Source organism: Brucella grignonensis, assembly GCF_002252505.1.
Classification (GTDB): Bacteria; Pseudomonadota; Alphaproteobacteria; order Rhizobiales; family Rhizobiaceae; genus Brucella; species Brucella grignonensis.
Genome location: NZ_NNRL01000164.1, coordinates 226717 through 249683 on the forward strand (window position 1 = coordinate 226717; position 22967 = coordinate 249683).

Genomic DNA, 22967 nt, shown 5'->3' on the forward strand with positions numbered 1-22967 from the left:
CAGTGAGGAATGCATCGCAATGTCCCCGGAAGGAATTGGATCGCTGGAAGGAATTGGCTTCGGTTATCGCGAGCGTGCGCCCTATGCCTGCAATCCTGCCTTGACCCGCGGGCGACTGGTTCCTGAGCCTGAAAGTGCAACGCGAACGCCTTTCCAACGCGACCGCGACCGAATCATTCACTCGACTGCGTTTCGTCGCCTCAAACATAAGACGCAGGTTTTCATTGCCCATGAGGGCGATCACTATCGAACCCGTCTGACGCATACCATCGAGGTGGCGCAGATTGCCCGCGCACTGGCGCGCGCTTTACGACTGGATGAAGACCTCGCGGAAGCTGTAGCACTTGTGCATGATTTCGGTCATACGCCGTTTGGACATACCGGCGAAGAAGCACTCAATGAACGCATGAAGCTCTATGGCGGCTTTGATCACAACGCTCAGTCTCTTCGCATTGTGACGAAGCTTGAGCACCGCTATGCGGATTTCGACGGACTAAACCTCTCGTGGGAAACCCTTGAGGGGCTGGTGAAGCACAATGGTCCGCTGATCGGCCCCTATGCTACGCATTCAGATGAGCCGGTTCCACTGCCCATCCTTGATTTCAACGAGCGTTACGATCTCGAATTGTCGCGCTTTGCGAGCCTTGAAGCGCAATGCGCGGCCATTGCCGATGATATTGCTTATAATGCGCATGATATAGACGATGGCCTCCGTTCCGGCCTGCTTAAACTGGAGGGGCTCGATGAGGTGCCGCTTACAAAGCGCCTTCTGGATATCGTGAGAGCGCGTTATCCGGCACTTGATGCGGTACGCACCGGGCACGAGCTGGTACGGCGGCAGATTACAATCATGGTTGAGGATGTGATCGCTGAATCACAGCGTCGTATTGCTGCGGCTGAGCCTCAGAGTGTCGAGGATGTGCAGGCCCAGCCGCGCGCACTTGTGGGTTTTTCGGATGCAATGAGGGATGAAGAGAAAGCTCTGAAGCGCTTTTTGTTCAAGAACCTCTATTTTCACGAGAGTGTTGTTGTTCGCAGACATGCGGCCGACAAAATCGTGCAGGACCTGTTCGATATATGTTTTGACAATCCCGCCATCATGCCTGCGGAGTGGCAAACGGGCTGCGAAACGCTTGATGAGGCGGGTCGCGCTCTCCGTGTTGCAGACTATCTGGCCGGTATGACTGACAATTATGCGGTGCGGGAACACCGACGATTGTTTGACCATACACCCGATTTAGCTTAATCGGGTCGGGACGAAGCGGGTCCTGGAGCTTAAATGCGTCGGGATCTTTGCTATTTTTATGATGAGCCGACGCCGGAAATCGCAACTATAACCGGACTGAGGCCTGACAGGACGAACCATGAATATCTTTGCAGATTTCGACGCGCGTATTAAAAAAACGTTGCAAGATATTGATCTGAAAGCGAAAGATGGCGGCGATCTCGATCTGTCGCGTATCAGCGTGGAGCCACCGCGTGACGCTTCGCACGGTGATATTGCCACCAATGCTGCCATGGTGCTTTCCAAGGCTGTGGGCCAGAACCCGCGCGAGCTTGCCACTGCGATTGCCGATGCGCTGAAGTCTGATAAGGATGTCGCCACGGTTGATGTCGCTGGCCCAGGCTTTATCAATCTGCGTCTGAAAGATACCTACTGGCAGCGTGAGCTGGCCGCTATGCTCAATGAAGGCACCGATTTCGGACGCTCGAAGCTTGGCACAGGCACCAAAGTCAATGTCGAATATGTTTCGGCCAACCCGACAGGTCCGATGCATGTTGGCCATTGCCGTGGCGCAGTCGTCGGTGATGTGCTGGCGAATCTGTTGAAATTTGCAGGCTTCGACGTCGTCAAAGAATATTATATCAACGACGCTGGCGCACAGATCGATGTGCTGGCACGTTCGGTTATTCTGCGCTACCGCGAAGCACTGGGTGAAGAGATCGGTGAGATTCCAGCTGGTCTTTATCCAGGCGATTATCTCGTTCCTGTCGGCGAGGCGCTCGCCAAGGAGTTTGGCAACAAGCTTCTCGAAATGCCGGAAGATGAAGCTTTCGCAATCGTCAAGGAACGCACGATCGACGCCATGATGGCGATGATCCGCGCCGACCTTGATGCGCTGAATGTGCATCACGATGTCTTCTATTCCGAGCGTAAGCTTCATGCTGATCATGCGCGCGTTATTCGCGCTGCGATCAACGATCTGACGCTCAAGGGCCATGTCTACAAGGGCAAGCTGCCGCCGCCGAAGGGGCAGCTGCCGGAAGAATGGGAAGATCGTGAGCAGACCCTGTTCCGTTCGACCGAAGTGGGCGACGATATTGATCGTCCGCTGATGAAGTCTGATGGCACGTTCACCTATTTCGCAGCTGACGTCGCTTACTTCAAAGACAAATATGATCGCGGCTTCAATGAGATGGTCTATGTGCTGGGCGCCGATCATGGCGGCTACGTCAAGCGTCTTGAAGCTGTTGCGCGGGCTGTTTCTGACGGTAAGGCCAAGCTCACCGTTCTGCTTTGCCAGCTCGTAAAGCTGTTCCGCGATGGCGAACCCGTGCGCATGTCCAAGCGTTCGGGCGAATTCATCACGTTGCGTGAAGTGGTGGATGAAGTTGGCCGCGATCCGGTTCGTTTCATGATGCTTTATCGGAAGAACGATGCGCCGCTCGATTTCGATTTTGCGAAAGTGACTGAACAGTCCAAGGACAACCCGATTTTCTACGTGCAGTATGCTTCGGCGCGCTGCCATTCGGTTTTCCGCCAGGCTGTCGACCAGCTTGGGCTGAGCGATCTTGATCGCGTATCGATGGCCGGACATTTCGACAAGCTGACCGATGAGAGCGAAATCGCACTCGTTCGCAAGCTCGCCGAATATCCGCGTCTGATCGAAGCTGCGGCGACGCATCAGGAGCCACATCGCCTCGCTTTTTACCTCTATGACCTCGCCAGTGCGTTCCATTCTCAGTGGAATAAGGGCACCGAGAACACAGACTTACGTTTTATTAAGGTTAACGATCCAGAATTGTCTCTAGCAAGGCTAGGGCTAGTACAGGTCGTTTCCGATGTGCTGACGTCCGGTTTGACAATAATCGGTGCGGATGCTCCAACGGAAATGCGCTAGGACGGTTTCGTCATCCGCAAGTTCAACCAAGGTGTTGAGCGGATGTCGGCAAGTCAAAAAGATGGAAGATCAACGAGGGTGCAAGTCGTCGATCTTCCTTCAGGCGCATGAAACTTCCGTCAACTTTTGCCCACATTGCCTCGCTACAACGTAATGTATCGAGACGTCTTGCGACGTCCAGGGTTTGAGTTAGGAACACACCATGACGGACAGCAGTGCTAATCCCCGTAATTACGGCGAGCGTCCGCTGCATGAAGACGATCCGCTGATGGAACTTTCGCGGATCATGGACTTCGGCGCGTCTGCTGATAACAACGTTGCGCGAAGTGAGTATCGTCCTGAACCGGGATTTGATTCTGGTGATGACGCGCTTTCTTTCGATCTCGAACGCGAGCTCCTTGGTGATTTCGGCGATTTCACAGAGCCGGAACAGCACTCTGCTCCGACGACGGCGTCGCCATATCCGGACCCGCATTCCTATCAGAATCCGGAGCCTCAGCTTCAGGAAGACGATCTCGCGTCGGCACTTGAAGAAGAGTTTGATCTTCATCTGGATGGAACTGCGCCAGCTGCCCCAGCCGAATCGTTTGAATTCGTGGAAACGGATCGCTCCGAACCTGTGCCGCAGTTTGACTACAACGATTATTCCGAAGCGCGCACGGCTTATGAAGAAAGCCATGCTGAACCTAGTTATGCCGAGCCGCTTGCTGCCAGTGTATCGTCTGAGCCCTTGGAGCAGGGCTATGTCGATTATAGTCCAGCCACTGCCTACCAGCCGTCAGAAGCGCCGTATGTCGATCCATATGCGAGCGAACCGACAGTAAACGCAGCTGCAGGCAATGATTGGGAAGTCCAGTCCGCAGAGCCGTTCGAAACCAGCTATGCAGCAGCACCTGCCCATCAGGCGCTTTCGCTTGAAGATGAGCTGGAAAGCCTGCTCTTCACTGACGAACCACAGGCGACTTCGGCCCGTGAACCCATCTATGAAGATGAGCCACAGCAATTCGCAGCCTATACGCCGCGTTATGAGGAACCTGCCGCAGAAGCGCCGTCTTATGCTGCGCCTGCTCATCACGGCGATACCGAGCACGCTTTCGACGATTTCCAGCTCGAAGACTCACAGGCATATGAACCTGTAGAAACAGCGACAAACTTTACGCCTGAACCATATGATGCGCGTGAAGTCACTCCGCAAGCACAGGCGCCTATCTATCCACATTACACGCTGAGCAACTTCGCTGCCGGCGCTGCTGCGACAGGTGTTCTTGCATCTGAACCTGTTCGGACAGAAGCGGCTGATTACGAACCGGAACAAGCTGAACTGGACGACGATTTTTCGTTCGACGATGATTTCTCGTTTGAGAATGAGCAGAACTTCGTACCTGCTGCCGCTGAGGCAACAGAAGATGATCTCTCCGGTCTTGAAGAAATCTCTTTGAGTGAAGAGGATTTCGGATTTGAACCGTCAGGCGATGCTCCGGCTTCCGTCGCTGCAAATGATTCGAACTTCTTTAGCGAAGAAGATTTCTTCAATGCAGATGATCTCGATTTGTCATCGGAAACCGAAGACGAACAGGTTGGTGAACCTGTTTATGCTCATGCGACCTACAATGAAGAAGAGGCGCATCCGGCAGCTCCATCCTTCACCAATTACGCGGACCCACGTTCGGCTTTCGTTGCGCCTGCGCCGGAAATCGAAACGCTGAGTGTTGCTGATAGCAAGGTTGAGCAGACACATTCGCTGGATTTGCCGGAAGTCAATTACGGCGAAGACGAAGCAAATGCCGGTTTGACCGATCTGGAAACCGAATTTGCGGAAGTGTTCAACACTATCGGTGTCGATGAGACAGCTACAAAGACGGATGCACAGAGCGAGGCCGATAAAGCTTTTGAGGATATTTTCCGTGAAAGCGCTTCGTCCTATATGCCAAATGCTGGCGTGGCAGCGGGTGCTGCACTTGGTCTTGGTGCTGCAACCGCTGCAGCTGCGACCGCTTATGGACGCGCAAATCCAACAGCGCAGCCTCAGGCATCACAGGCCACTGTGGCAGATGCTGGTGGTAGCAGCGATGATTTCTATAACCATTGGGCCGCACAGGGCGCTCAGACGATAGAGAGCGGCGAATTCGGTACACGTGCAGCCATGCAGCCGGAAGACGATCTGGGTAGCGCCGCCGAGGCTTACCGCAATCGTCCGGTTCGTGGTCGTCGTGGTCTGATCCTCGCAAGTGTTGCAGGCATTGCGGTTCTTATCGGCGGCATCGGCTACCACTTCCTCGGTGGAAGCGGATCAGGTGAGCCAGTTGTGATTCGCGCTGATAGTCAGCCGATCAAAGTTCAGCCGGAAAATCCGGGCGGAGCGACTGTCCCCAACCAGGACAAGGCGGTCTATGATCGTGTCGCTGGTACATTACCGAACAATCCAGAACAGAAATCGCTGATCTCTTCCGGCGAAGAGCCAGTTGATCTGGGCGCGCAGGATAATGACGTGGGATCGAATGATTTCCCTGAGCCAAATCAAACGGCCGAGGCGCCATCGAATTCCGGTCAGGATGCACCGCTGATCCAGCCGCGTGAAGTCGAAACCATGATCGTTCGTCCAGACGGTACGATCGTTCAGGCCCAGCAGCCCGCCCCAACACCGCAACAGCCGGCACCAATAAACACGGCAAACTCAGCAAGTCCGGCAAATTCAGCGAGCCCGACAAATTCAGCGAGCAATGACGCACTCATTGCACCGCCTGCAGACACTGATGAAATTGCAGCTCTTGCGGCTGGCAATGCACCGCAGGAGCCCGTTGCGAACACACCTGCTGCTCAGCCTGCACCGGCGGCTCAGGCGCCAGCAACACCAGTTCGTGCGCCGGTCGTGCCGTCCCGTCCTGCTGAACAGCCAACCAATATTGTTGGCAACGTGCCGCAACGCACACAGGCTCAGGTGCCTGCAACCGCTCCAGCGGTGCCTCAGGTCGCTTCTGCTGCCGGTGGTGGCTATTTCATTCAGATTGCTTCGCAGCCATCTGCTGAACTGGCACAGAAGTCCTATGCCAACATGGCGCAGCGTTATGGCAGCGTGATCGGCGGCCGTGCAGTGGACATCAAGCGTGCAGATATTCCGAACAAGGGCACTTATTACCGCGTTCGCGTTCAGGCAGGTTCGAAGGATGATGCCAATGCACTCTGCGGTCGTTTCAAGACTGCTGGCGGCAGCTGCTTCGTGACGCAGTAAAATTTACCAGACGAAAAACGAGAAGGGCGGCATAAGAGCGCCGTGCGTCCTTTCGGATGCACGGCGCTCTCAACTATTTTATCTACGCATCATGCTTTACAAAAATCGATTCCGATTTTTGCGCCGATGCTGTAGCCGCCCTTTTGCGTATGGCTACCATGACGGTGATTTTTCGGCTAAACCGCTATCACTGGTTTGAGCACAAACAGATCAAAGGAATGCTGCATGAAAGAGTGCAAGGCGTGGATTGCTGGCGTAGCTGGAACAAAGCTGACGCCTGATGAGGTGGCTTTTTTCCGTGACGAAAAGCCTTGGGGTTTCATTCTCTTTGCACGCAATGTGGAGAGCCTTGAACAGGTTGCAGAGCTAACCGCGCAACTGCGCGATGTGACCGACCGTCCTCAGACGCCTGTTTTCATTGATCAGGAAGGTGGTCGCGTTCAGCGGCTTCGCCCGCCACTCGTTCCGAACTACCCTGCGGCTGCACAAATTGGTGCGATCTATGATCGTGACAATGAAGCAGGTCTTCGTGCCGCCTGGCTTCATGCGCGCCTTCACGCTTTTGATCTTCTGAAAGTTGGTGTCAATGCCGATTGTCTGCCCGTTCTCGATGTTCCGATCGAAGGGGCCCATGATGTCATCGGCGCGCGGGCCTATTCAAAGAACCCGCATAGCGTTGCTGCAATGGGGCGCTCTGCTGCAGAAGGGCTTCTTGCCGGTGGCGTGCTGCCTGTGGTGAAGCATATGCCAGGTCATGGCCGCGCATTCAGCGACACACACAAGGAACTGGCCCGCGTTGGTGTACCGCTCAGTGAACTGGTCGCGCATGATTTTGTGCCGTTCAAGGCGTTGAATGATCTTCCAATGGCAATGACCGCACATGTTATCTTTGATTGCATCGATCCCAAGCGTCCATCGACCTTATCGCCGACAGTCATCAATACGATCATTCGCGATGTTATCCAGTTCGACGGTCTGGTCATCAGCGACGACATTTCGATGAAAGCGCTTTCGGGTGATCTTGGTGATATCGCCGAAGATATTACCGCTGCAGGCTGCGATATCGTTCTTTATTGTGCGGGCGTGATGGAAGAGCTGGTAAAGGTTGCCGCACGCGTTCCGGTTCTCGACGGTAAGGCTCGGAAGCGTGCAGATCTGGCGGAAGTCTATGCAGGTGATCCGGATCTTTCCGATGAAACAGAACTACGCGAAGAGTTTGGACAAATGTTCGAACTGATGGCGTAACCGACAAAACTTGGTACATTAAAACGGATCGGTGGGATTTTCTCACCGATCACAAAGTAAGCAGGACAAGCGGTTGGCTGGATCGGAAACGAACACAAATGGCAAGGACGGCACCAATGTGCCGATGGATGCCTTGTGGCAGGCCGACGCCGATCATGGTGAAAACGAACCATCACTGCTGATCGACGTGCAGGGGTTCGAAGGTCCGCTTGATCTTTTGCTGCATCTGGCGCGAAATCAACGTGTCGATCTATCCCGGATTTCGGTACTGGCACTTGCCGAACAGTATCTGGGCTTTGTGGAACAGGCCCAAGCTCTTCGTCTTGAACTGGCTGCGGATTATCTGGTCATGGCCGCATGGCTGGCTTACCTGAAATCCAAATTGTTGATCCCCAAGCAACAGGACGAAGATGGTGCTACGGGCGAAGAACTGATCGCCTCGCTGCAATTTCGTTTGAAACGGCTTGAAGCCATGCGCGACGCAGCAGCCAAGCTTGTCAATCGCAACCGGCTGGGTCGTGACGTTTTTGCACGCGGTATGCCGGAACTGGTGGTGGTCGATCGATCCAGCCAGTTTTCGGCCACGCTTTACGAATTACTGACCGCCTATGCGTCGCAACGTCAGCGACAGGCAGTATCCCATGTGCAGATTGAGAAGCGTGCCGTCTGGTCGTTAAAAGAAGCGCGTTCAGCACTTGTGAGACTTATGGGATCGAGCGGCGATTGGGTCGCACTGGACCATTTTCTTATCAATTATGCGCTGACACCGCAGGAAAGGGCTTCTGCTTTGGCCAGTTCTTTTGCTGCAAGCCTTGAGCTGGTACGAGAAGGCAAGCTGGAAGTGCGACAGAATGCACCTTTTGAGCCGATCTATATGCGCGTTGCAGGCGGATTAAGCGAACTTGATGAGGACGAAAATGTCTGAAGCGGAAGTGGTAATGGATGATTATGACGATGATGCTCAACATCCAGCTTCGCCGATGGCCTTTGCGGAACTCGGACGGATGGTGGAGGCGATAATCTTCGCATCTTCCGAGCCGGTTTCTGAACGTGCATTGGCAGAGCGGTTGCCGGTTAATACCGATTTGTCAGCAATATTAGAGCATCTGCAAAAGGTCTATGAGGGGCGTGGCGTCCATCTGGTTCGGGTCGGTGCGGCCTGGGCTTTTCGCACTGCATCCGATCTTGGCTTTCTCATGAGCCGTGAGACGGTTCAACAGCGCAAGCTTTCCCGTGCTGCAATGGAAGTTCTTGCAATCATTGCATATCATCAGCCTGTCACACGCGCCGAGCTCGAAGATATTCGTGGTGTGGAAACATCCAAGGGCACGCTCGACGTGCTTATGGAAACGGGCTGGATCAAACTGCGTGGTCGCCGCCGCACACCTGGGCGTCCTGTGACCTACGGCACGACAGATACGTTTCTGGATCATTTTGGCTTGCCAGAAATACGCGATCTACCCGGTTTGGAAGAATTGCGCGGGGCAGGGTTGTTGTCTGCCCGCATACCATCCAGTTTCTCGGTACCAGTTCCGAATGTAGATCCGGACGAACTCACGGACGATGAAGAGCCACTTGAAGATATAGATCTTGAGGGTCTGGGGTTGCTGGCGCCACGCGGAGATTGATGAGGAATTTGAGCTACGACAAATAAAATCGTTGTAACTTCGTTCACTGTCACACTTCTGTTTGAAAGATTTGGTGAAAGCGCTTAAATCGTATTAAGCATTATAGGAATGAGCCGTGTCGGAGCGGCGATGAGAGGAATGAAATGGGTAGCTTTTCTATCTGGCACTGGCTGATCGTTCTCGCAGTTGTGCTGCTTCTGTTTGGTCGTGGCAAAATCCCTGAATTGATGGGAGACGTTGCGAAGGGCATCAAGAACTTCAAGCAAGGCATGTCTGACGAAGATGCTGCAAAGGAAGATGCCAAGGCGGATGCACGGACAATTGATGCCAAGGCGGATGAAACCGTCAATGACGTCAAGAAGACGACAAAATCCTGATCTGATGTAAAGGATGCTGCGTGCAATAGGTGCGCAGCATGTTTTGCTATGACGGCATGATCCAGCGAGTTGGAAGCCACTTCCAGGAAGATCGTGTGTAATAACAACAGGTTGGTTGCGGCCGCATCTTGATTGAAGATGTGTTTGCGATCTGGATTGCGGTTTTCCGCCGAAAGACGGGACGCGCGCGTCAGAAGCGCGGAGTATCAAATTATGTTAGATATCGGTTGGTCTGAACTGCTGATAATCGCGATTGTAATGATCGTGGTGGTTGGTCCCAAGGATCTGCCGAAGATGCTCAGAGCTTTCGGCAAAGCGACCGCGCGCATGCGTAGTACTGCTAATGAGTTTCGGCAGCAGTTCAACGAAGCCTTGAAGGAAGCCGAACTCGAAGACGTCAAGAATATTGTCGATGAGGCTCGCAAGCTTGATCCGCGCTCGAAGCTCACTCAGGTCTTTGACCCGATTCGCAGCGCCGGTGAGGATATTCGCTCCGGTCTTCAGTCCGCGACATCCATGTCACCTGCCGAGCCTGCAAAGGCGGCTGAGGTGACAACGCCTGTTGAAGCAAGTGGTGAGACGGTTCCCGTTGAAGCTCCAGCTGAAAAGCCAAAGACAACGCGGAAGAAGGCGACGCCTGCTGTTGCAGAAACGCCGGTGGCGTCCAAGCCTGTTAATCGGAAAGCTGCGACTGCCAAGCCAAGCACAAGCGTCAAAGCTGAACCCGCTGCAAAGGCGGCTGCGCCGAAGAAGGCGTCTCCAGCAAAACCTAGCGCGGTGAAGGCGGACACTCCCGCCAAGAAGACCACGAAAAAGACGACTGAAAAGACAGGAAGCAAAGCGTGAAACGGGACGAGGACGAAATTGAACAGAGCGCTGCTCCTCTGCTCGAACATCTTATCGAACTGCGTCGCCGCCTGATCTGGGCGATTTTGGCGTTTTTTATTGCTTTTATTCTTTGCTTTGCCTTTGCAAAGCATCTCTTCAATCTACTTGTCGTTCCCTATCAGTGGGCGCTCGACTGGGCTGGAATGGACCGCTCGAAGGCCGAGCTAATCTATACCGCGCCGCAGGAATTCTTCTTCACGCAAGTCAAGGTCGCCATGTTTGGCGGTGTTGTTCTGGCGTTTCCGATTATCGCTGCGCAGATTTACAAGTTTGTGGCCCCCGGCCTCTATAAGCATGAGCGCATGGCGTTTCTGCCATTCCTCATTGCTTCGCCGATATTGTTTCTGACCGGCGGCGCATTGGTCTATTTCTTCTTCACGCCGATGGTTATGTGGTTCTTCCTGGCCATGCAGCAGACGGGTGGCAATGGTGAAGTGCAGATTTCACTTCTGCCAAAAGTTTCCGAATATCTGAGCCTCATCATGACGCTCATTTTTGCCTTCGGTCTGGTTTTCCAGTTGCCCGTCGTCACGAGCCTTATGGCCCGCGTCGGATTGGTTACGTCTGCGGGTCTGAAGGATAAGCGCAAATATGCGATTGTTATTGCCTTTGTGGTGGCTGCGGTTTTGACACCACCTGATCCGGCGAGCCAGATCGGTCTTGCCTTGCCGACGATCCTTCTCTACGAGATTTCCATCATATTGGCCCGAATGATCGAGAAGCAGAGGGATGAGGCGAAGGATGAAGCTAAGGCTGAAGACAACGCCCCCACTTCCTGATCTGGACATATGTTAAACAGAGGCTGCATGATCGCAGCCTCTCTTTCTGTTAAATTTCATGAAACGGCTTTTCCCATGCTCGATATCAAATGGATTCGCGAAAACCCCGAAGCTCTCGACAAGGCGCTTGCCAAGCGCGGAGCAGGGCCACTCTCGTCCGAACTGATCGCGCTTGACGAAAAGCGTCGCGAACACGTCGGCAAAGTTCAGGCTGCTCAGGAGCGTCGCAACGCGGCATCCAAGGAAATCGGCAAAGCAATGGCCGAAAAGGATGCGGCGACTGCTGACAAGCTCAAGGCTGAAGTCGGTGAGTTGAAGACTTTCCTTTCTGAAGCTGAGGAAACAGAACGTCGTCTGGTCAAGGAACTGAACGACGCGCTTTCAAGCCTTCCGAATGTTCCGGCTGACGACGTGCCGCTCGGCAAGGACGAGGCAGATAATGTCGAAATCCGTCGCGTCGGCAATCAACGTAATTTTTCATTTCTGCCAAAAGAACATTATGAGCTGGGCGAGGCGCTTGGCTACATGGACTTTGAACGCGCTGCGAAGATCGCAGGTGCGCGTTTCACTGTTCTAAAAGGCCCGCTGGCACGTCTTGAGCGCGCACTTGGTCAGTTCATGCTCGATCTGCACACTACCGAGAACGGCTATACGGAAACCATGCCTCCGCTGATGGTGCGTGACGAAGCCGTTTATGGCACAGGTCAGCTGCCGAAGTTTTCGGAAGACCTGTTCCGCACCACAGATGGACGTTGGCTGATTCCCACTGCCGAAGTACCGCTCACCAATCTGGTTGCCGACGAAATCGTTGATCTGAAGACTTTGCCGCAGCGTTATACGGCGCTCACACCTTGCTTCCGTTCGGAAGCGGGTTCGGCTGGTCGTGATACACGCGGCATGCTGCGTCAGCATCAGTTCTTCAAGGTCGAGATGGTGTCGGTTACCGATGCGGATAGCTCGGTGGCTGAACATGAGCGCATGACGGCTTGTGCAGAAGAAGTGTTGAAGCGTCTCGGTCTGCCATTCCGCACTGTTGTTCTGTGCACGGGTGACATGGGCTTCGGCGCGCAGAAGACTTATGACATCGAAGTATGGATGCCGGGCCAGAACGCCTATCGCGAAATTTCCAGCTGCTCGGTTTGCGGCGACTTCCAGGGCCGCCGTATGAACGCGCGCTATCGCCCGGAAGGCGAAAAGGCTACGCGTTTTGTTCATACGCTGAATGGTTCGGGCGTTGCTGTCGGTCGCGCTCTGATTGCTGTGATGGAAAATTATCAGCAGGAAGACGGCAGCATTCATATTCCTGAAGCATTGCAGCCATACATGGGCGGCCTCACGCGCATTGAGAAAGCTGCGTGACACATAACATTTGACGATCCGAATGAAGGAGTGACGACGTGCGAATTCTGCTAACGAACGATGACGGTATCCATGCTGAAGGCCTCGCAGTTCTGGAGCGCATCGCACGCCAAATCTCGGATGATGTCTGGGTCGTGGCTCCTGAAACAGACCAGAGCGGCCTCGCGCATTCATTGACTTTGTCCGAGCCGCTTCGTCTGCGTCAGATTGATGATCGTCATTTTGCGCTGCGCGGTACACCGACCGATTGCGTGATCATGGGCGTCCGGCACGTTCTGCCCGGTGTACCTGATCTCATCCTGTCGGGTGTCAATTCTGGCGCGAACATGGCAGATGATGTGACCTATTCCGGCACTGTTGCTGGCGCCATGGAAGGCACGCTTCTTGGTGTTAAGGCAATCGCGCTGTCGCAGGAATATGAATATGAAGGCGACCGCCGCATCGTTCCCTGGGAAACGGCAGAAGCGCATGCGCCTGCACTGATCAAGAAGCTGATCGAAGCGGGTTGGCCCGAAGGCGTTCTGCTGAACCTGAATTTCCCGAACTGCGACCCTGATGAAGTCAAGGGCACGCGCGTAACGGCACAGGGGAAGCTCAGCCATGACGCGCGTCTTGACGAGCGTCGTGATGGTCGCGGTTTCCCATATTTCTGGCTGCAGTTTGGCCGCACGAAAGCAGAGGTTGCAAGTGATAGTGATATTGCAGCCATCCGTGCCGATTATATCTCTGTAACACCGCTGCAACTTGATCTGACCGCACAGAAGGCGCGGGCTGAACTCAGCAAGGCGCTTGGGGTTGAAGCATGAAACAGGCTGTGTCTGAACGCCAGCAGCTTTCGGACAGGGAAGGATTTGCATCCTTCGTTCTGCGCATGCGAGCGCGTGGTATCAACGATGCCCGGCTCTTTGCGGCAATCGAATCGACGCCACGTCAAAGCTTCATGGGGCCGTCTTGGGCGCATCTGGCGTTTAGCCAGCGTACCGCACCGCTTGATTGCGGCGAATATATTGAAGGCATCGATGACCAGGCGCGGGTCATTGCAGCGCTCCAGTTGGAGTCAGGGCATCGCGTACTGGAAATCGGCACCGGTTCTGGATTCACCGCTGCTGTCATGTCGGTGCTTTCAGGCCGGGTCACAACGGTAGAGCGTTATCGCAAACTATGCGACCGCGCTTTGCAGCAGTTTGTGACGCATAAGCGCGAAAACATCATGGTCAAACATGCCGATGGTCGCCATGGCATGCCGGGCGGACCTTTTGATCGCATTGTCATCTGGCTGGCATGCGAAGATATTCCTCGTCATTTCGTGGAGCTTCTGGCAACCCATGGCGTGTTGGTGGCACCAGTAGGTTTGGGCGATGGTCAGCAAATGATGACACGTATCGCAAAGGTCGGTAGCCGTTTCGAACAGGAAAATATCATGCCCGTTCGCTATCAGCCGTTTATCGAAGGCATGTCTTCCGTCCTGTGAGGACTTCACGGCCTCTTTATTTTGAAACCCAGTCGCTTGTTGCATCGATCCGATACAACAAGCGCTGTGCTGCGCTCTCTTGTGCACACAAAGGACGCTCTTCCCTTATTTAATCGGCGCATCGTGCATTCCAAAAGTCGATTCCGATTGTGGGCCGATGCTACGGCTACGGCGGTTTTGCTTTGTGTAATGCACGAGCAAAAAGCGCATTTGTGTGCTTATGGTGTTTAATTGGTGAATATTTTTTCGAAGAAATCTCGATTCTTAACCAGCGAGTAACATTAACGCGTTTTAATGAGTCCAAGTGAGTTTTAGAGTATGGGCGAGTTGAACATGCGTTTTCCAATATTGCAGCATACGTCCGAACGTCTCCTGCGGAATGCAGCGATCGTTCTGATTGCCGGTTTTGGTGCAGGGTGCAGCGCCGATACAATGCGCTTCACGGATGGTCTTTATACGGGCTCCACGTCTAATCCGCGTGTTGTGCAACAACAGCCTGCTGGCGATGTTTATGCATCTGCGCCGGTGGCAGCTGCTCCGCCGGTATCGAGTGGGTCCGTACAGCGTAACAGTCTGCCTCCTGTGTCTTCTGCGCCGGTTGTAGCTGCTGCTACACAGGCACAGAATCAGGTGTATCAGGCGCAAAATACTGCTGCCAATCGTGTAAATGGCGCCGTAAACAATGCTGGAACCCAGGTGGCAAGCGCCGCTGGTGCTGCGAACAATGCAGCCGCGAATGCGAAATCCAACGTTCTGGGACAGTTGCCAGCAACGGCAAATGGCGTTCCATTGCCAGCTGCTAATCATGCGGCTATACCGCAGCAAGCGCCTGTTGCAGCGCCGCAAACTGCCGCAGCAGGTGGTGCCTACACGGTTAAGTCGGGTGATTCGCTTTTCTCTATCGCGCAGAAGCACAATGTGCCGGTTGACAAGCTGAAGCAGGCCAACGGCCTTACCAACGGTGCAATTCGTGTCGGTCAGTCTTTGGCAATTCCATCGGCCGCCGGTGGTGCAACGCAGGTTGCCGCTGTCTCGCCGCAGCCAGCAAAGCCAGCCGCAGCAGCTCCAGTGCAAACTGCATCGATTGCGCCTGATGCGGCATCGAATGTGAAGCCGTATACGCCGCCACAGGCGAGTAACAAGGTGATCGAAGACGCAGAGAAGGATCAGTCGGCTGCTCCGTCCTCGACCGGTATTTCGCAGATGCGTTGGCCTGTTCGTGGCCGCGTTCTTGCGAGCTTCGGTCAGCGTGATGGCACCTCTGTCAATGACGGTATCGACATTATGGTTCCGGAAGGCACCGCCGTTAAGGCCGCTGAAAATGGCGTCGTCATCTATGCAGGCGACGGCTTGAAGGAATTCGGTCAGACGGTTCTGATCCGCCACGACAACGGACTGGTTACAGTCTATGGCCATAACAGCCAGATTCTCGTACAGCGTGGCCAGAAGGTTCGTCGCGGAGAGGACATTGCGAAGTCGGGTATGAGCGGCAACGCGAAATCACCGAAGCTGCACTTCGAAGTGCGGAAGAACTCTTCGCCGGTCAATCCTTCCAAGTATCTGGAATCCTGATCGAAAGCGGTTCAATCAAATAAGAAAGGCGGGTCTCGAACCCGCCTTTTTCTTTACATCGCTTTGCCGAGACGGCCAGCAAGATCCTGAATATATTGCCATGCAACACGGCCCGAACGATTACCGCGTGTCGTCGACCAGGTCAGTGCTTCCGCATGCATCGCCTGCGGATCATAGTCGAGCTTGTAGTGTGCGGCATAACCATCAACCATTGCCAGATAGTCGTCCTGGCTACATTTGTGGAAACCGAGCCACAGGCCGAAACGATCTGACAGTGACACTTTTTCCTCAATGGCTTCAGACGGATTGACGGCCGTTGAACGCTCATTGTCGATCATATCGCGCGGCATCAGATGACGGCGATTGGAGGTTGCATAAAAGATCACATTGTCCGGGCGACCTTCGACGCCGCCTTCGAGCGCCGCCTTCAGTGACTTGTAGGATGTATCATCGTGATCGAATGAAAGATCATCGCAAAACAGGATGAAACGATACGGGGTTTCCTTGATGATGTTCATCAGGGCAGGGAGGCTGTCGATATCTTCGCGATGAATTTCCACGAGCTTGAGCGGCAGCTTGTCGGTCTGTTCTGCATTGACGCTGGCTTGAGCTGCTTTGACGAGCGATGATTTGCCCATGCCACGCGCGCCCCAGAGTAGGACATTGTTTGCCGGATACCCTTTTGCGAAGCGTCGGGTATTGTCAACGAGCTGGTCACGCACCAAATCAACACCACGAATGAGCGCTATATCGACGCGATTAACGCGGCTGACGGGGTCGAGCGTTAGCCGCTCCGGCGCCCAGACGAAGCAATCGGCTGCTTCAAGGTCCGGTACAGTCGGTTGCGGAGGAGCGATACGCTCCAGTGCAGCGATCAGTCGATCCAGTTTCTGGCTAAGTATATTTTCGGTCGTCATTCCAAGCCCTCAGATAGTGAGGATCAGGGCTTAACATGCCACAGCGGACGGGAAAAGTGTGCGACCTTGGCGCAGTAGAGCCTTCGCTGGTTGCAATTCACGCGCTAACCATTGTAATGCCGTAAAGAATTTGTCTTCGAGACTTCAGAGGAGTTCCTAATGTTCGTAACACCGGCTTTTGCACAAGCCTCCGGCGCTGGCGCCGGGCCAGACATGCTCATGAGCATTCTGCCTTTCGTCCTGATTTTCGTAATCATGTATTTTCTCATCATCCGTCCACAGCGGACTCAGATGAAGAAGCGTCAGGAAATGCTGGCAGCAGTTCGTCGCGGCGATACGGTTGTAACCGGTGGCGGCATTGTCGGTAAGGTCCAGAAGGTCCACGATGACGGCGAACTCGACGTTGAAATCGCTGAAGGCGTTCGCATCCGCGTTCTGCGCAGTGCTCTTTCTGAAGTGCGCGTTAAGGGCGAACCAGTCGCCGACAACAAGAACAAGTAAATTTTATCAGACTGCATGGGCCCCGGTAAGGTTTCTATAGCCGGGGCTCGATCATTATTGCATTTCCAGCAAAAGTGCGAAGCGGTTTTGCGTGGGATAATGCTTAAGAACAAATAGTTAGAGCGGCTCTAACAATTCAATCTTAACTGGGACCGCTTTATTGTGCATGGCCACACTTGATTGTGGTTCATTCGCCCAAGCTGGAGAGCCGTTTGCAACAAGTGCGCTCCGGCACGCTCTATCCAAGCCGAAACGGAATTGCTGCTCTATGCTTTATTTTTCACGTTGGAAATCGGCTCTGATTTGGCTGGCAATACTTGCCAGCTTCCTCATTGCATCGCCTAATTTTTTCTCGCGTGAAACACTGGCAAATCTGCCCGGATTTTTGCCCACAAAGCAGGTCGCGCTTGGACTTGATCTTTCCGGTGGTTCCCGTCTTGTCCTTCAGGTGCAGAATGCTGGCAGGGGCGATCTTGATCGCACCAAAGAAATCATGCGCCAACGCCTGGAAGAACTCGGTTATGGTAATCCCATCGTCGAGGAGGAAGGACGCAATCGCATTCGCGTTGAAGTTCCCGGCCTTTATGACGCTCAGCTTCTAAAAGATATTCTCAGCATTCGTGGCAATCTTTCCTTCCGTGCGGTTGATGACAGCGTGTCGCCGGACGATGCTATTCGCGGAACGCCACCAGCCGACAGCACGGTTGTTTATTCCTATGATGATCCGCCGATCGGTTATCTTGTGAAAAACGAGCCTGTGTTTACAGGCGCAGACGTTACGGATGCCAAAGCGACACTTTCCGAAGACGATAATGAGCCGATCATTACGCTGACGCTGGATGAGAAGGGGCGCAGCAATCTCGCTGCAGCGACCGCTCAGGCTATCGGCAAGAGCTTTGCAATCGTCGTCGATAATCAGGTTGTTTCTGCACCCGTTGTGGACGAACCGCTCGATACGAATGAATTGCAGATTTCAGGTGCGTTCGATCTGCAGTCCGCCAACAATATGTCGGTTGTTCTGCGTTCCGGTGCTCTGCCAAAGGCAGTTTCCGTTCTGGAAGAACGCACAATTGCTTCGGCACTCGGTGACGACTACGCGAGCGCTGCAGTTTCTGCAGCTCTGCTGGCTGCTCTTCTCGTCGGTCTTTTCATGGTGCTGTCCTACGGCATCCTTGGCGTCATCGCCATGGTGGCGCTTGCCGTCAACATGATCATTCTGATCGCGATCATTTCGCTGATCGGTGCATCTATTACTCTGGCAAGTGTTGCGGGCCTGGTGCTGATTATCGGCATGGCCGTAGACGCCAATATTCTGATTTATGAACGCGTTCGGGAAGATCGCCGCAAAGGCTATTCCGTTGTGCAAGCAATGGAATCGGGTTTCTATCGCGCACTGTCGACCATCGTTGATGCCAATCTCACAACGATGATTGCAGCTCTGGTTCTGTTCCTGCTTGGATCAGGTCCGGTTCACGGTTTTGCGCTGACCGTTACAATCGGCATTGGTACAACACTGTTTACAACGCTGACCTTCACGCGCTTGCTGATTGCCCAATGGGTGCGCACGGCAAAGCCTAAGGAAATCCCCAAGCGTCGTCTGAAGCTGGTGCCTACTGTTACGCATATTCCGTTCATGCGGCTTCAGTTCGTGACGCTTGGTATTTCGGTTCTGGCGAGTGCAATCGTTGTGGCACTTTTCGTCAATATCGGCCTCAATTACGGTATCGATTTCCGTGGCGGTTCGATGGTCGAATTGCAGGCTCGCAGCGGCGATGCAAACCTGCCGGATATTGAAGAACGCATGAGCGAGCTGAATATCGACAGCGCGCGCGTGCTGCCTGCCAAGTCTCCACGATCTGCCCTTGTCATCATTGGCAGTCAGGAAGTTGGCGACGACGCCGAGCAGACAGTGGCTGTTAAATTGCGCGGCGAGTTCGAGCAGGATTATTCGTTCCAGCGTGTTGAAGTTGTCGGTCCGACTGTTTCCGAGCAACTGTCGCAGGCAGGGCTTCTGGCGCTGTTTCTGTCGCTTGCCGGTATCTTTGTCTATGTCTGGATAAGATTCCGCTGGCAGCTGGCTCTCGGTGCTGTGTTATCGACCCTGCACGATGTTATCATTCTGGCCGGTGTGTTTATTGTCTTCCGCATGGAATTCAATCTCTGGAGCGTGGCAGCAGTCCTGACCATCATCGGCTATTCGCTGAATGATACGATCGTCATCTATGACCGCGTGCGGGAAAACTTGAAGCGTTATAGCAGCGCGCCACTGCCTGCGATTATCGACGCCTCGATCAATCAGACATTGTCACGTACTTTGCCGACCGCTTTTGTGACTTTCATCGCGCATATTCCGCTCTATATGTTCGGTGGAGCGGATATTCGCATGTTCGCATTGGCGCTTAGCGTCGGCATTATCGTGGCGACCTATTCTTCGATCTTTATTGCAGCACCTCTGCTTGTACAGTTTGGCCTCAAGCCGCGTGCAGCCGATGGTGACGATGCAATGGGCGACGATCTCGCACAATCGCTCAATCTGGACAGTTAGAAATGGCTAAAGGCATAGAAATTCGCGAAGCCCACTTTCCGGGCCGTGCCCCTATTGATGCATACGGCAATGGCGGTTTCCGCTTCGCCGATATGTCGCATAAGGGGTCTATCCTGTGCTTGCCATCCGGCATTCATGGCTGGGAACCACAGACGCCGCCAATCCTGTCTCCCCATGACCTGGGTGCCATTCTCGAGCAGGCGAGCGATATTGAAATTCTTCTGGTCGGCACGGGTATGGACTTGCGACGCATTCCAGAAGATGTTCGTGCTATCCTCCGCGAGCACCGTATCTCGTCCGATCCAATGAGCACAGGCGCTGCGGTGCGTACTTATAATGTGCTGCTCGCCGAAGATCGCGCGGTTGCCGCTGCACTGATTGCTGTAGACTGATTTTCATGAACCAGAATGAGGCACATTGTCTGGCGCTTCTGCGCGAAGCCGACCGCGATCGTTATCTTTCGGTGCTTTATGCGCCGGAAGACAAACGCGGCGCGCTTGCAGCCCTTTATGCGTTCAATGCAGAAATTGCCCGTATTCGCGATCAGATTCATGAGCCGTTGCCCGGCGAGGTTCGTTTGCAATGGTGGCGAGATCTCATCAATGGCGAGGCGAGAGGAAGTGCAGAAGCGCATCCGGTAGCAGCAGCGCTGATTGAGACAATTACCCAATTTGAGTTGCCGCGCGTGGCTTTCGACAATTATTGCGAAGCTCGTATTTTCGATCTTTATGACGATCCGATGCCAAGCCGGAACGATCTGGAGGGCTATTGCGGTGAAACCGCTTCCGCGCTCATTCAGCTGGCAGGTTTCATTCTCGACCGTGATGCAGCCCAATCTCATACCGAGACGGCGGGACATGCAGGTGTTGCGCAGGCAGTAACAGGTCTGTTGCGCCTCATGCCGATCCATCGCCGTCGTGGGCAGCTCTATGTGCCTGCGGATATGTTGCAGGCCGTCGGCGTGACGCGCGAAGAGTTTCTTGGCAACGATGATAAATCTGCTCATGAGCGTGTCATCAGCGTGATGATGGCGCTTGCGCGCGAACACTTGGCAATCTTCGACAAGGCCAAAAAGGATCTGCCCAAAAGCCTCGGACCGGCATTCCTGCCAATGGCGCTTGTTCCGGCCTATCTCAATGCTATTGAGCGGCTTGGCGGCAAAGCTGCCGATCAGGTGGCGGACCTTTCAGCCACACGCAAACAATGGCTGATGTTTAAAGCAGGTTTTTAAATAATAGGGCGGTTTTCTGGTTCAGAAAACTACCCTATCTATTTGATATGTAACTTCTTTCAAAGCTACGCGTTATTGCTCAGCCATTCCTGAAAATCAGTCAGCGCGCGCGCGGACAATGCGCGCTTTTTCGCAATGGTCTTTTCCTTGCCGCGCAGCCGCTTGCCCTCGGTCTTTGGCACTTCAACCGGCGGGAACAGGCCGAAATTCACATTCATCGGCTGGAATGAGCGCTTGCCCGGTTCGTCCTCATCAGCAACGATGTGACCGCCGGTGATGTGGCCGAGAAGTGCACCAAAAGCCGTAGTCTGTGGTGGTGCAACAGGAGTTTTTCCAAGCTTTTCAGCAGCGGTGAAACGTCCGGCCAGCAAACCGATTGCCGATGATTCGACGTAACCTTCACAGCCCGTGATCTGACCAGCGAATCGCAGGCTATCGCGTGACTTCAACCGTAGCACATTATCGAGCAGCACTGGCGAATTGAGATAGGTGTTGCGGTGCAACCCGCCAAGACGCGCAAATTCAGCATTCTCAAGGCCAGGGATCATCTTGAAGATACCGGTCTGAGAGCCGTATTTCAGTTTCGTCTGGAAACCGACCATGTTGTAGAGGGTGCCAAGTGCATTATCCTGACGAAGCTGCACGACTGCATAGGCTTTCACCGTCGGATTATGCTCATTGGTGAGGCCCATTGGCTTCATTGGCCCATGACGCAGGGTTTCAGGACCGCGTTCGGCCATGACTTCGATAGGCAGGCAGCCGTCGAAATAGGGCGTACCTTCCCATTCCTTGAACTCGGTCGTGTCGCCTTCGATAAGTGCGGCAACGAAAGCCTCATACTGCTCCTTATCCATGGGGCAGTTGATGTAATCCTTGCCGGTGCCACCGGGGCCAACCTTATCGTAGCGCGACTGGAACCAGCAAACATCCATATCGATCGAATCAAAATGAACAATCGGCGCGATGGCGTCGAAGAAGGCGAGTGCATCTGCACCGGTTTGTGCCTGAATGGCTTCTGCAAGCGAAGGCGCGGTTAGTGGACCCGTTGCGACAATCGTCGTGCCCCATTCTTCCGGTGGCAAGCCCGCGATTTCTTCGCGCTCAATGGTGATGAGTGGATGAGCTTCGAGTTTTGCAGTTACCGCCTGCGAAAAACCTTCACGATCAACAGCCAAAGCGCCACCAGCCGGAACCTGATTTGCATCGGCGCATGCCATGATCAGCGAGCCTGCAAGGCGCATCTCGGCATGAAGAACGCCGACAGCGTTGGTCTCTGCATCATCCGAACGGAAAGAATTTGAACAAACCAGCTCTGCCAGCTGCTCTGTCTTATGCGCATCTGTGCCGCGAACGGGGCGCATCTCGTGCAGAACAACGGGAACGCCAGCTTGCGCGATTTGCCACGCGGCTTCAGAGCCAGCGAGGCCGCCGCCGACAACATGTACTGGGGAGAGATTGGTATCTTTTGACATGGCAAATCCCATACCGCCTTTGCATGTCGCCTTCAATGGGAGAAGCGCATCAGACGAGGGTAAACAGGTGCCACAAAAACAAATGGCATCCGGCGCGGGAGGAGGTGCGACGGATGCCATTATTGTCAGACCGGAATTGGGAGGAGGAGAGACCGGTCTTGGTACCGCAAAGCTTGGGAGGAGGACTTTGCGATAAACCGGGCCTGATGGGAGGAGGATTCAGGCCCAGCAAATTTGAATGAGTTATTAGCGTCCCTTGGACTGACGCGCTACATATGGGATGTCTGCGCGGGAAATGCCAAGGTCGTTAAGTTCGCGAGTCGAGAGCTGGTTCAGCTCGTTGACAGTATCGCGGTAACGGCGCCAGTTGTTGTAAGAGCGGAAGAGGTTCATGGTATTATTCCTTCATCGTTGAGGAACTGGTGTTCAATTCATCTTGTTTGTTGCCCAGTATATAACTCATTGTTTTCGCTACTTGCAGACCCGAGTTTGCATAGCTGCCTTGCGGGTTCTGCACGACGCGCTAAATCGATTAGACTGGTCGAGCACAAAATTGCCGTAAAGGAACAAGACCTAACTATTTGCCGGCTGGCGAGTTTCCTATATGTTCTCAGCTACTTGGAATGTGTGT

At 54.0% G+C, this 22967-nt stretch carries 20 protein-coding genes; 17 read left to right on the forward strand and 3 right to left on the reverse strand.

All coding sequences use genetic code 11. The features are described from left to right. Window positions 1–19 precede the first annotated feature (19 nt). The 13 genes from CEV33_RS19000 to dipM all read left to right on the forward strand — a co-directional run bounded on the left by CEV33_RS19000 (window position 20) and on the right by dipM (window position 15670). Window positions 20–1246: a deoxyguanosinetriphosphate triphosphohydrolase gene (locus CEV33_RS19000; RefSeq protein WP_094541953.1), complete on the forward strand. Its 1227-nt coding sequence runs from the start codon at window positions 20–22 to the stop codon at window positions 1244–1246. A 118-nt stretch (window positions 1247–1364) separates the two neighbouring features. Further along, window positions 1365–3122 carry an arginine--tRNA ligase gene (argS, locus tag CEV33_RS19005; RefSeq protein ID WP_094541954.1) on the forward strand — a complete coding sequence of 586 codons (1758 nt, stop codon included), beginning with the start codon at window positions 1365–1367 and terminating at the stop codon, window positions 3120–3122. A gap of 202 nt (window positions 3123–3324) precedes the next feature. Continuing rightward, complete coding sequence (locus tag CEV33_RS19010) at window positions 3325–6351, forward strand: SPOR domain-containing protein (protein ID WP_094541955.1); 3027 nt, start codon at window positions 3325–3327, stop codon at window positions 6349–6351. A gap of 225 nt (window positions 6352–6576) precedes the next feature. Further along, on the forward strand, window positions 6577–7596 hold the full coding sequence (nagZ, locus tag CEV33_RS19015) for a beta-N-acetylhexosaminidase (RefSeq protein ID WP_094541956.1): 1020 nt from the start codon (window positions 6577–6579) through the stop codon (window positions 7594–7596). Between the two features lie 124 nt (window positions 7597–7720). Beyond that, entirely contained in the window at window positions 7721–8521 is an 801-nt protein-coding gene (locus tag CEV33_RS19020) for a segregation and condensation protein A (protein WP_374816624.1), read from the forward strand. Continuing rightward, a complete protein-coding gene (scpB, locus tag CEV33_RS19025; RefSeq protein WP_094541958.1) occupies window positions 8514–9224 on the forward strand; it encodes an SMC-Scp complex subunit ScpB in 711 nt (236 codons plus the stop codon). Before CEV33_RS19020 ends, scpB begins: the two co-directional genes overlap by 8 nt. A 143-nt stretch (window positions 9225–9367) precedes the next feature. Continuing rightward, window positions 9368–9601 (forward strand): twin-arginine translocase TatA/TatE family subunit, encoded by a 234-nt coding sequence (locus tag CEV33_RS19030; RefSeq protein ID WP_094541959.1) that lies wholly within the window; start codon window positions 9368–9370, stop codon window positions 9599–9601. A 213-nt stretch (window positions 9602–9814) separates the two neighbouring features. Continuing rightward, entirely contained in the window at window positions 9815–10447 is a 633-nt protein-coding gene (tatB, locus tag CEV33_RS19035; RefSeq protein ID WP_094541960.1) for a Sec-independent protein translocase protein TatB, read from the forward strand. Next, the gene (tatC, locus tag CEV33_RS19040) at window positions 10444–11268 is read left to right on the forward strand and encodes a twin-arginine translocase subunit TatC (RefSeq protein ID WP_094541961.1); all 825 of its coding nucleotides are present in this window, start codon (window positions 10444–10446) and stop codon (window positions 11266–11268) included. The genes tatB and tatC overlap by 4 nt, the downstream gene beginning before the upstream one ends. 75 nt (window positions 11269–11343) lie before the next feature. Beyond that, window positions 11344–12627 (forward strand): serine--tRNA ligase, encoded by a 1284-nt coding sequence (serS, locus tag CEV33_RS19045; RefSeq protein WP_094542083.1) that lies wholly within the window; start codon window positions 11344–11346, stop codon window positions 12625–12627. A gap of 38 nt (window positions 12628–12665) precedes the next feature. Continuing rightward, window positions 12666–13433, forward strand: a complete 768-nt coding sequence (surE, locus tag CEV33_RS19050) for a 5'/3'-nucleotidase SurE (protein ID WP_094541962.1) — start codon at window positions 12666–12668, stop codon at window positions 13431–13433. Further along, entirely contained in the window at window positions 13430–14098 is a 669-nt protein-coding gene (locus tag CEV33_RS19055; protein ID WP_094541963.1) for a protein-L-isoaspartate(D-aspartate) O-methyltransferase, read from the forward strand. Before surE ends, CEV33_RS19055 begins: the two co-directional genes overlap by 4 nt. 318 nt (window positions 14099–14416) lie before the next feature. Beyond that, window positions 14417–15670 (forward strand): cell division endopeptidase DipM, encoded by a 1254-nt coding sequence (dipM, locus tag CEV33_RS19060; protein WP_094541964.1) that lies wholly within the window; start codon window positions 14417–14419, stop codon window positions 15668–15670. A 53-nt stretch (window positions 15671–15723) separates the two neighbouring features. Here the strand turns inward: dipM and CEV33_RS19065 are convergent, their stop codons facing one another. Next, a complete protein-coding gene (locus CEV33_RS19065; RefSeq protein WP_094541965.1) occupies window positions 15724–16587 on the reverse strand; it encodes an ATP-binding protein in 864 nt (287 codons plus the stop codon). A gap of 159 nt (window positions 16588–16746) precedes the next feature. On the opposite strand from CEV33_RS19065, the gene yajC reads away from it, so the two are divergent. The 4 genes from yajC (at window position 16747) to CEV33_RS19085 (ending at window position 20864) form a co-directional block, all read left to right on the forward strand. Further along, on the forward strand, window positions 16747–17088 hold the full coding sequence (gene yajC, locus CEV33_RS19070; protein WP_094541966.1) for a preprotein translocase subunit YajC: 342 nt from the start codon (window positions 16747–16749) through the stop codon (window positions 17086–17088). Window positions 17089–17254: 166 nt separating this feature from the next. Beyond that, window positions 17255–19633: a protein translocase subunit SecDF gene (gene secDF / locus CEV33_RS19075; RefSeq protein ID WP_374816565.1), complete on the forward strand. Its 2379-nt coding sequence runs from the start codon at window positions 17255–17257 to the stop codon at window positions 19631–19633. Window positions 19634–19635: 2 nt separating this feature from the next. Continuing rightward, complete coding sequence (locus CEV33_RS19080; RefSeq protein ID WP_094541968.1) at window positions 19636–20025, forward strand: Mth938-like domain-containing protein; 390 nt, start codon at window positions 19636–19638, stop codon at window positions 20023–20025. 5 nt (window positions 20026–20030) lie between these two features. Beyond that, on the forward strand, window positions 20031–20864 hold the full coding sequence (locus tag CEV33_RS19085) for a phytoene/squalene synthase family protein (RefSeq protein WP_094541969.1): 834 nt from the start codon (window positions 20031–20033) through the stop codon (window positions 20862–20864). Window positions 20865–20929: 65 nt separating this feature from the next. Here CEV33_RS19085 and trmFO read toward each other — a convergent pair whose 3' ends face one another. Both trmFO and CEV33_RS19095 read right to left on the reverse strand, forming a co-directional pair. Next, window positions 20930–22336 carry a methylenetetrahydrofolate--tRNA-(uracil(54)-C(5))-methyltransferase (FADH(2)-oxidizing) TrmFO gene (gene trmFO, locus CEV33_RS19090; RefSeq protein WP_094542084.1) on the reverse strand — a complete coding sequence of 469 codons (1407 nt, stop codon included), beginning with the start codon at window positions 22334–22336 and terminating at the stop codon, window positions 20930–20932. A gap of 246 nt (window positions 22337–22582) precedes the next feature. Continuing rightward, entirely contained in the window at window positions 22583–22729 is a 147-nt protein-coding gene (locus CEV33_RS19095; RefSeq protein WP_084486703.1) for a DUF1127 domain-containing protein, read from the reverse strand. Window positions 22730–22967: the final 238 nt, after the last annotated feature.

Bases quoted from the DNA above. Each gene is read 5' to 3' on its own strand.
- nagZ (WP_094541956.1), top strand. From the start codon at position 6,577: ATGAAAGAGTGCAAGGCGTGGATTGCTGGCGTAGCTGGAACAAAGCTG.
- yajC (WP_094541966.1), top strand. From the start codon at position 16,747: ATGTTCGTAACACCGGCTTTTGCACAAGCCTCCGGCGCTGGCGCCGGG.
- scpB (WP_094541958.1), top strand. From the start codon at position 8,514: ATGTCTGAAGCGGAAGTGGTAATGGATGATTATGACGATGATGCTCAA.
- tatB (WP_094541960.1), top strand. From the start codon at position 9,815: ATGTTAGATATCGGTTGGTCTGAACTGCTGATAATCGCGATTGTAATG.
- CEV33_RS19010 (WP_094541955.1), top strand. From the start codon at position 3,325: ATGACGGACAGCAGTGCTAATCCCCGTAATTACGGCGAGCGTCCGCTG.
- CEV33_RS19065 (WP_094541965.1), bottom strand. From the start codon at position 16,587: ATGACGACCGAAAATATACTTAGCCAGAAACTGGATCGACTGATCGCT.
- CEV33_RS19080 (WP_094541968.1), top strand. From the start codon at position 19,636: ATGGCTAAAGGCATAGAAATTCGCGAAGCCCACTTTCCGGGCCGTGCC.
- CEV33_RS19085 (WP_094541969.1), top strand. From the start codon at position 20,031: ATGAACCAGAATGAGGCACATTGTCTGGCGCTTCTGCGCGAAGCCGAC.
- secDF (WP_374816565.1), top strand. From the start codon at position 17,255: ATGGCCACACTTGATTGTGGTTCATTCGCCCAAGCTGGAGAGCCGTTT.
- CEV33_RS19020 (WP_374816624.1), top strand. From the start codon at position 7,721: ATGGATGCCTTGTGGCAGGCCGACGCCGATCATGGTGAAAACGAACCA.
- CEV33_RS19055 (WP_094541963.1), top strand. From the start codon at position 13,430: ATGAAACAGGCTGTGTCTGAACGCCAGCAGCTTTCGGACAGGGAAGGA.
- CEV33_RS19000 (WP_094541953.1), top strand. From the start codon at position 20: ATGTCCCCGGAAGGAATTGGATCGCTGGAAGGAATTGGCTTCGGTTAT.
- argS (WP_094541954.1), top strand. From the start codon at position 1,365: ATGAATATCTTTGCAGATTTCGACGCGCGTATTAAAAAAACGTTGCAA.
- CEV33_RS19095 (WP_084486703.1), bottom strand. From the start codon at position 22,729: ATGAACCTCTTCCGCTCTTACAACAACTGGCGCCGTTACCGCGATACT.
- CEV33_RS19030 (WP_094541959.1), top strand. From the start codon at position 9,368: ATGGGTAGCTTTTCTATCTGGCACTGGCTGATCGTTCTCGCAGTTGTG.
- dipM (WP_094541964.1), top strand. From the start codon at position 14,417: ATGGGCGAGTTGAACATGCGTTTTCCAATATTGCAGCATACGTCCGAA.
- trmFO (WP_094542084.1), bottom strand. From the start codon at position 22,336: ATGTCAAAAGATACCAATCTCTCCCCAGTACATGTTGTCGGCGGCGGC.
- serS (WP_094542083.1), top strand. From the start codon at position 11,344: ATGCTCGATATCAAATGGATTCGCGAAAACCCCGAAGCTCTCGACAAG.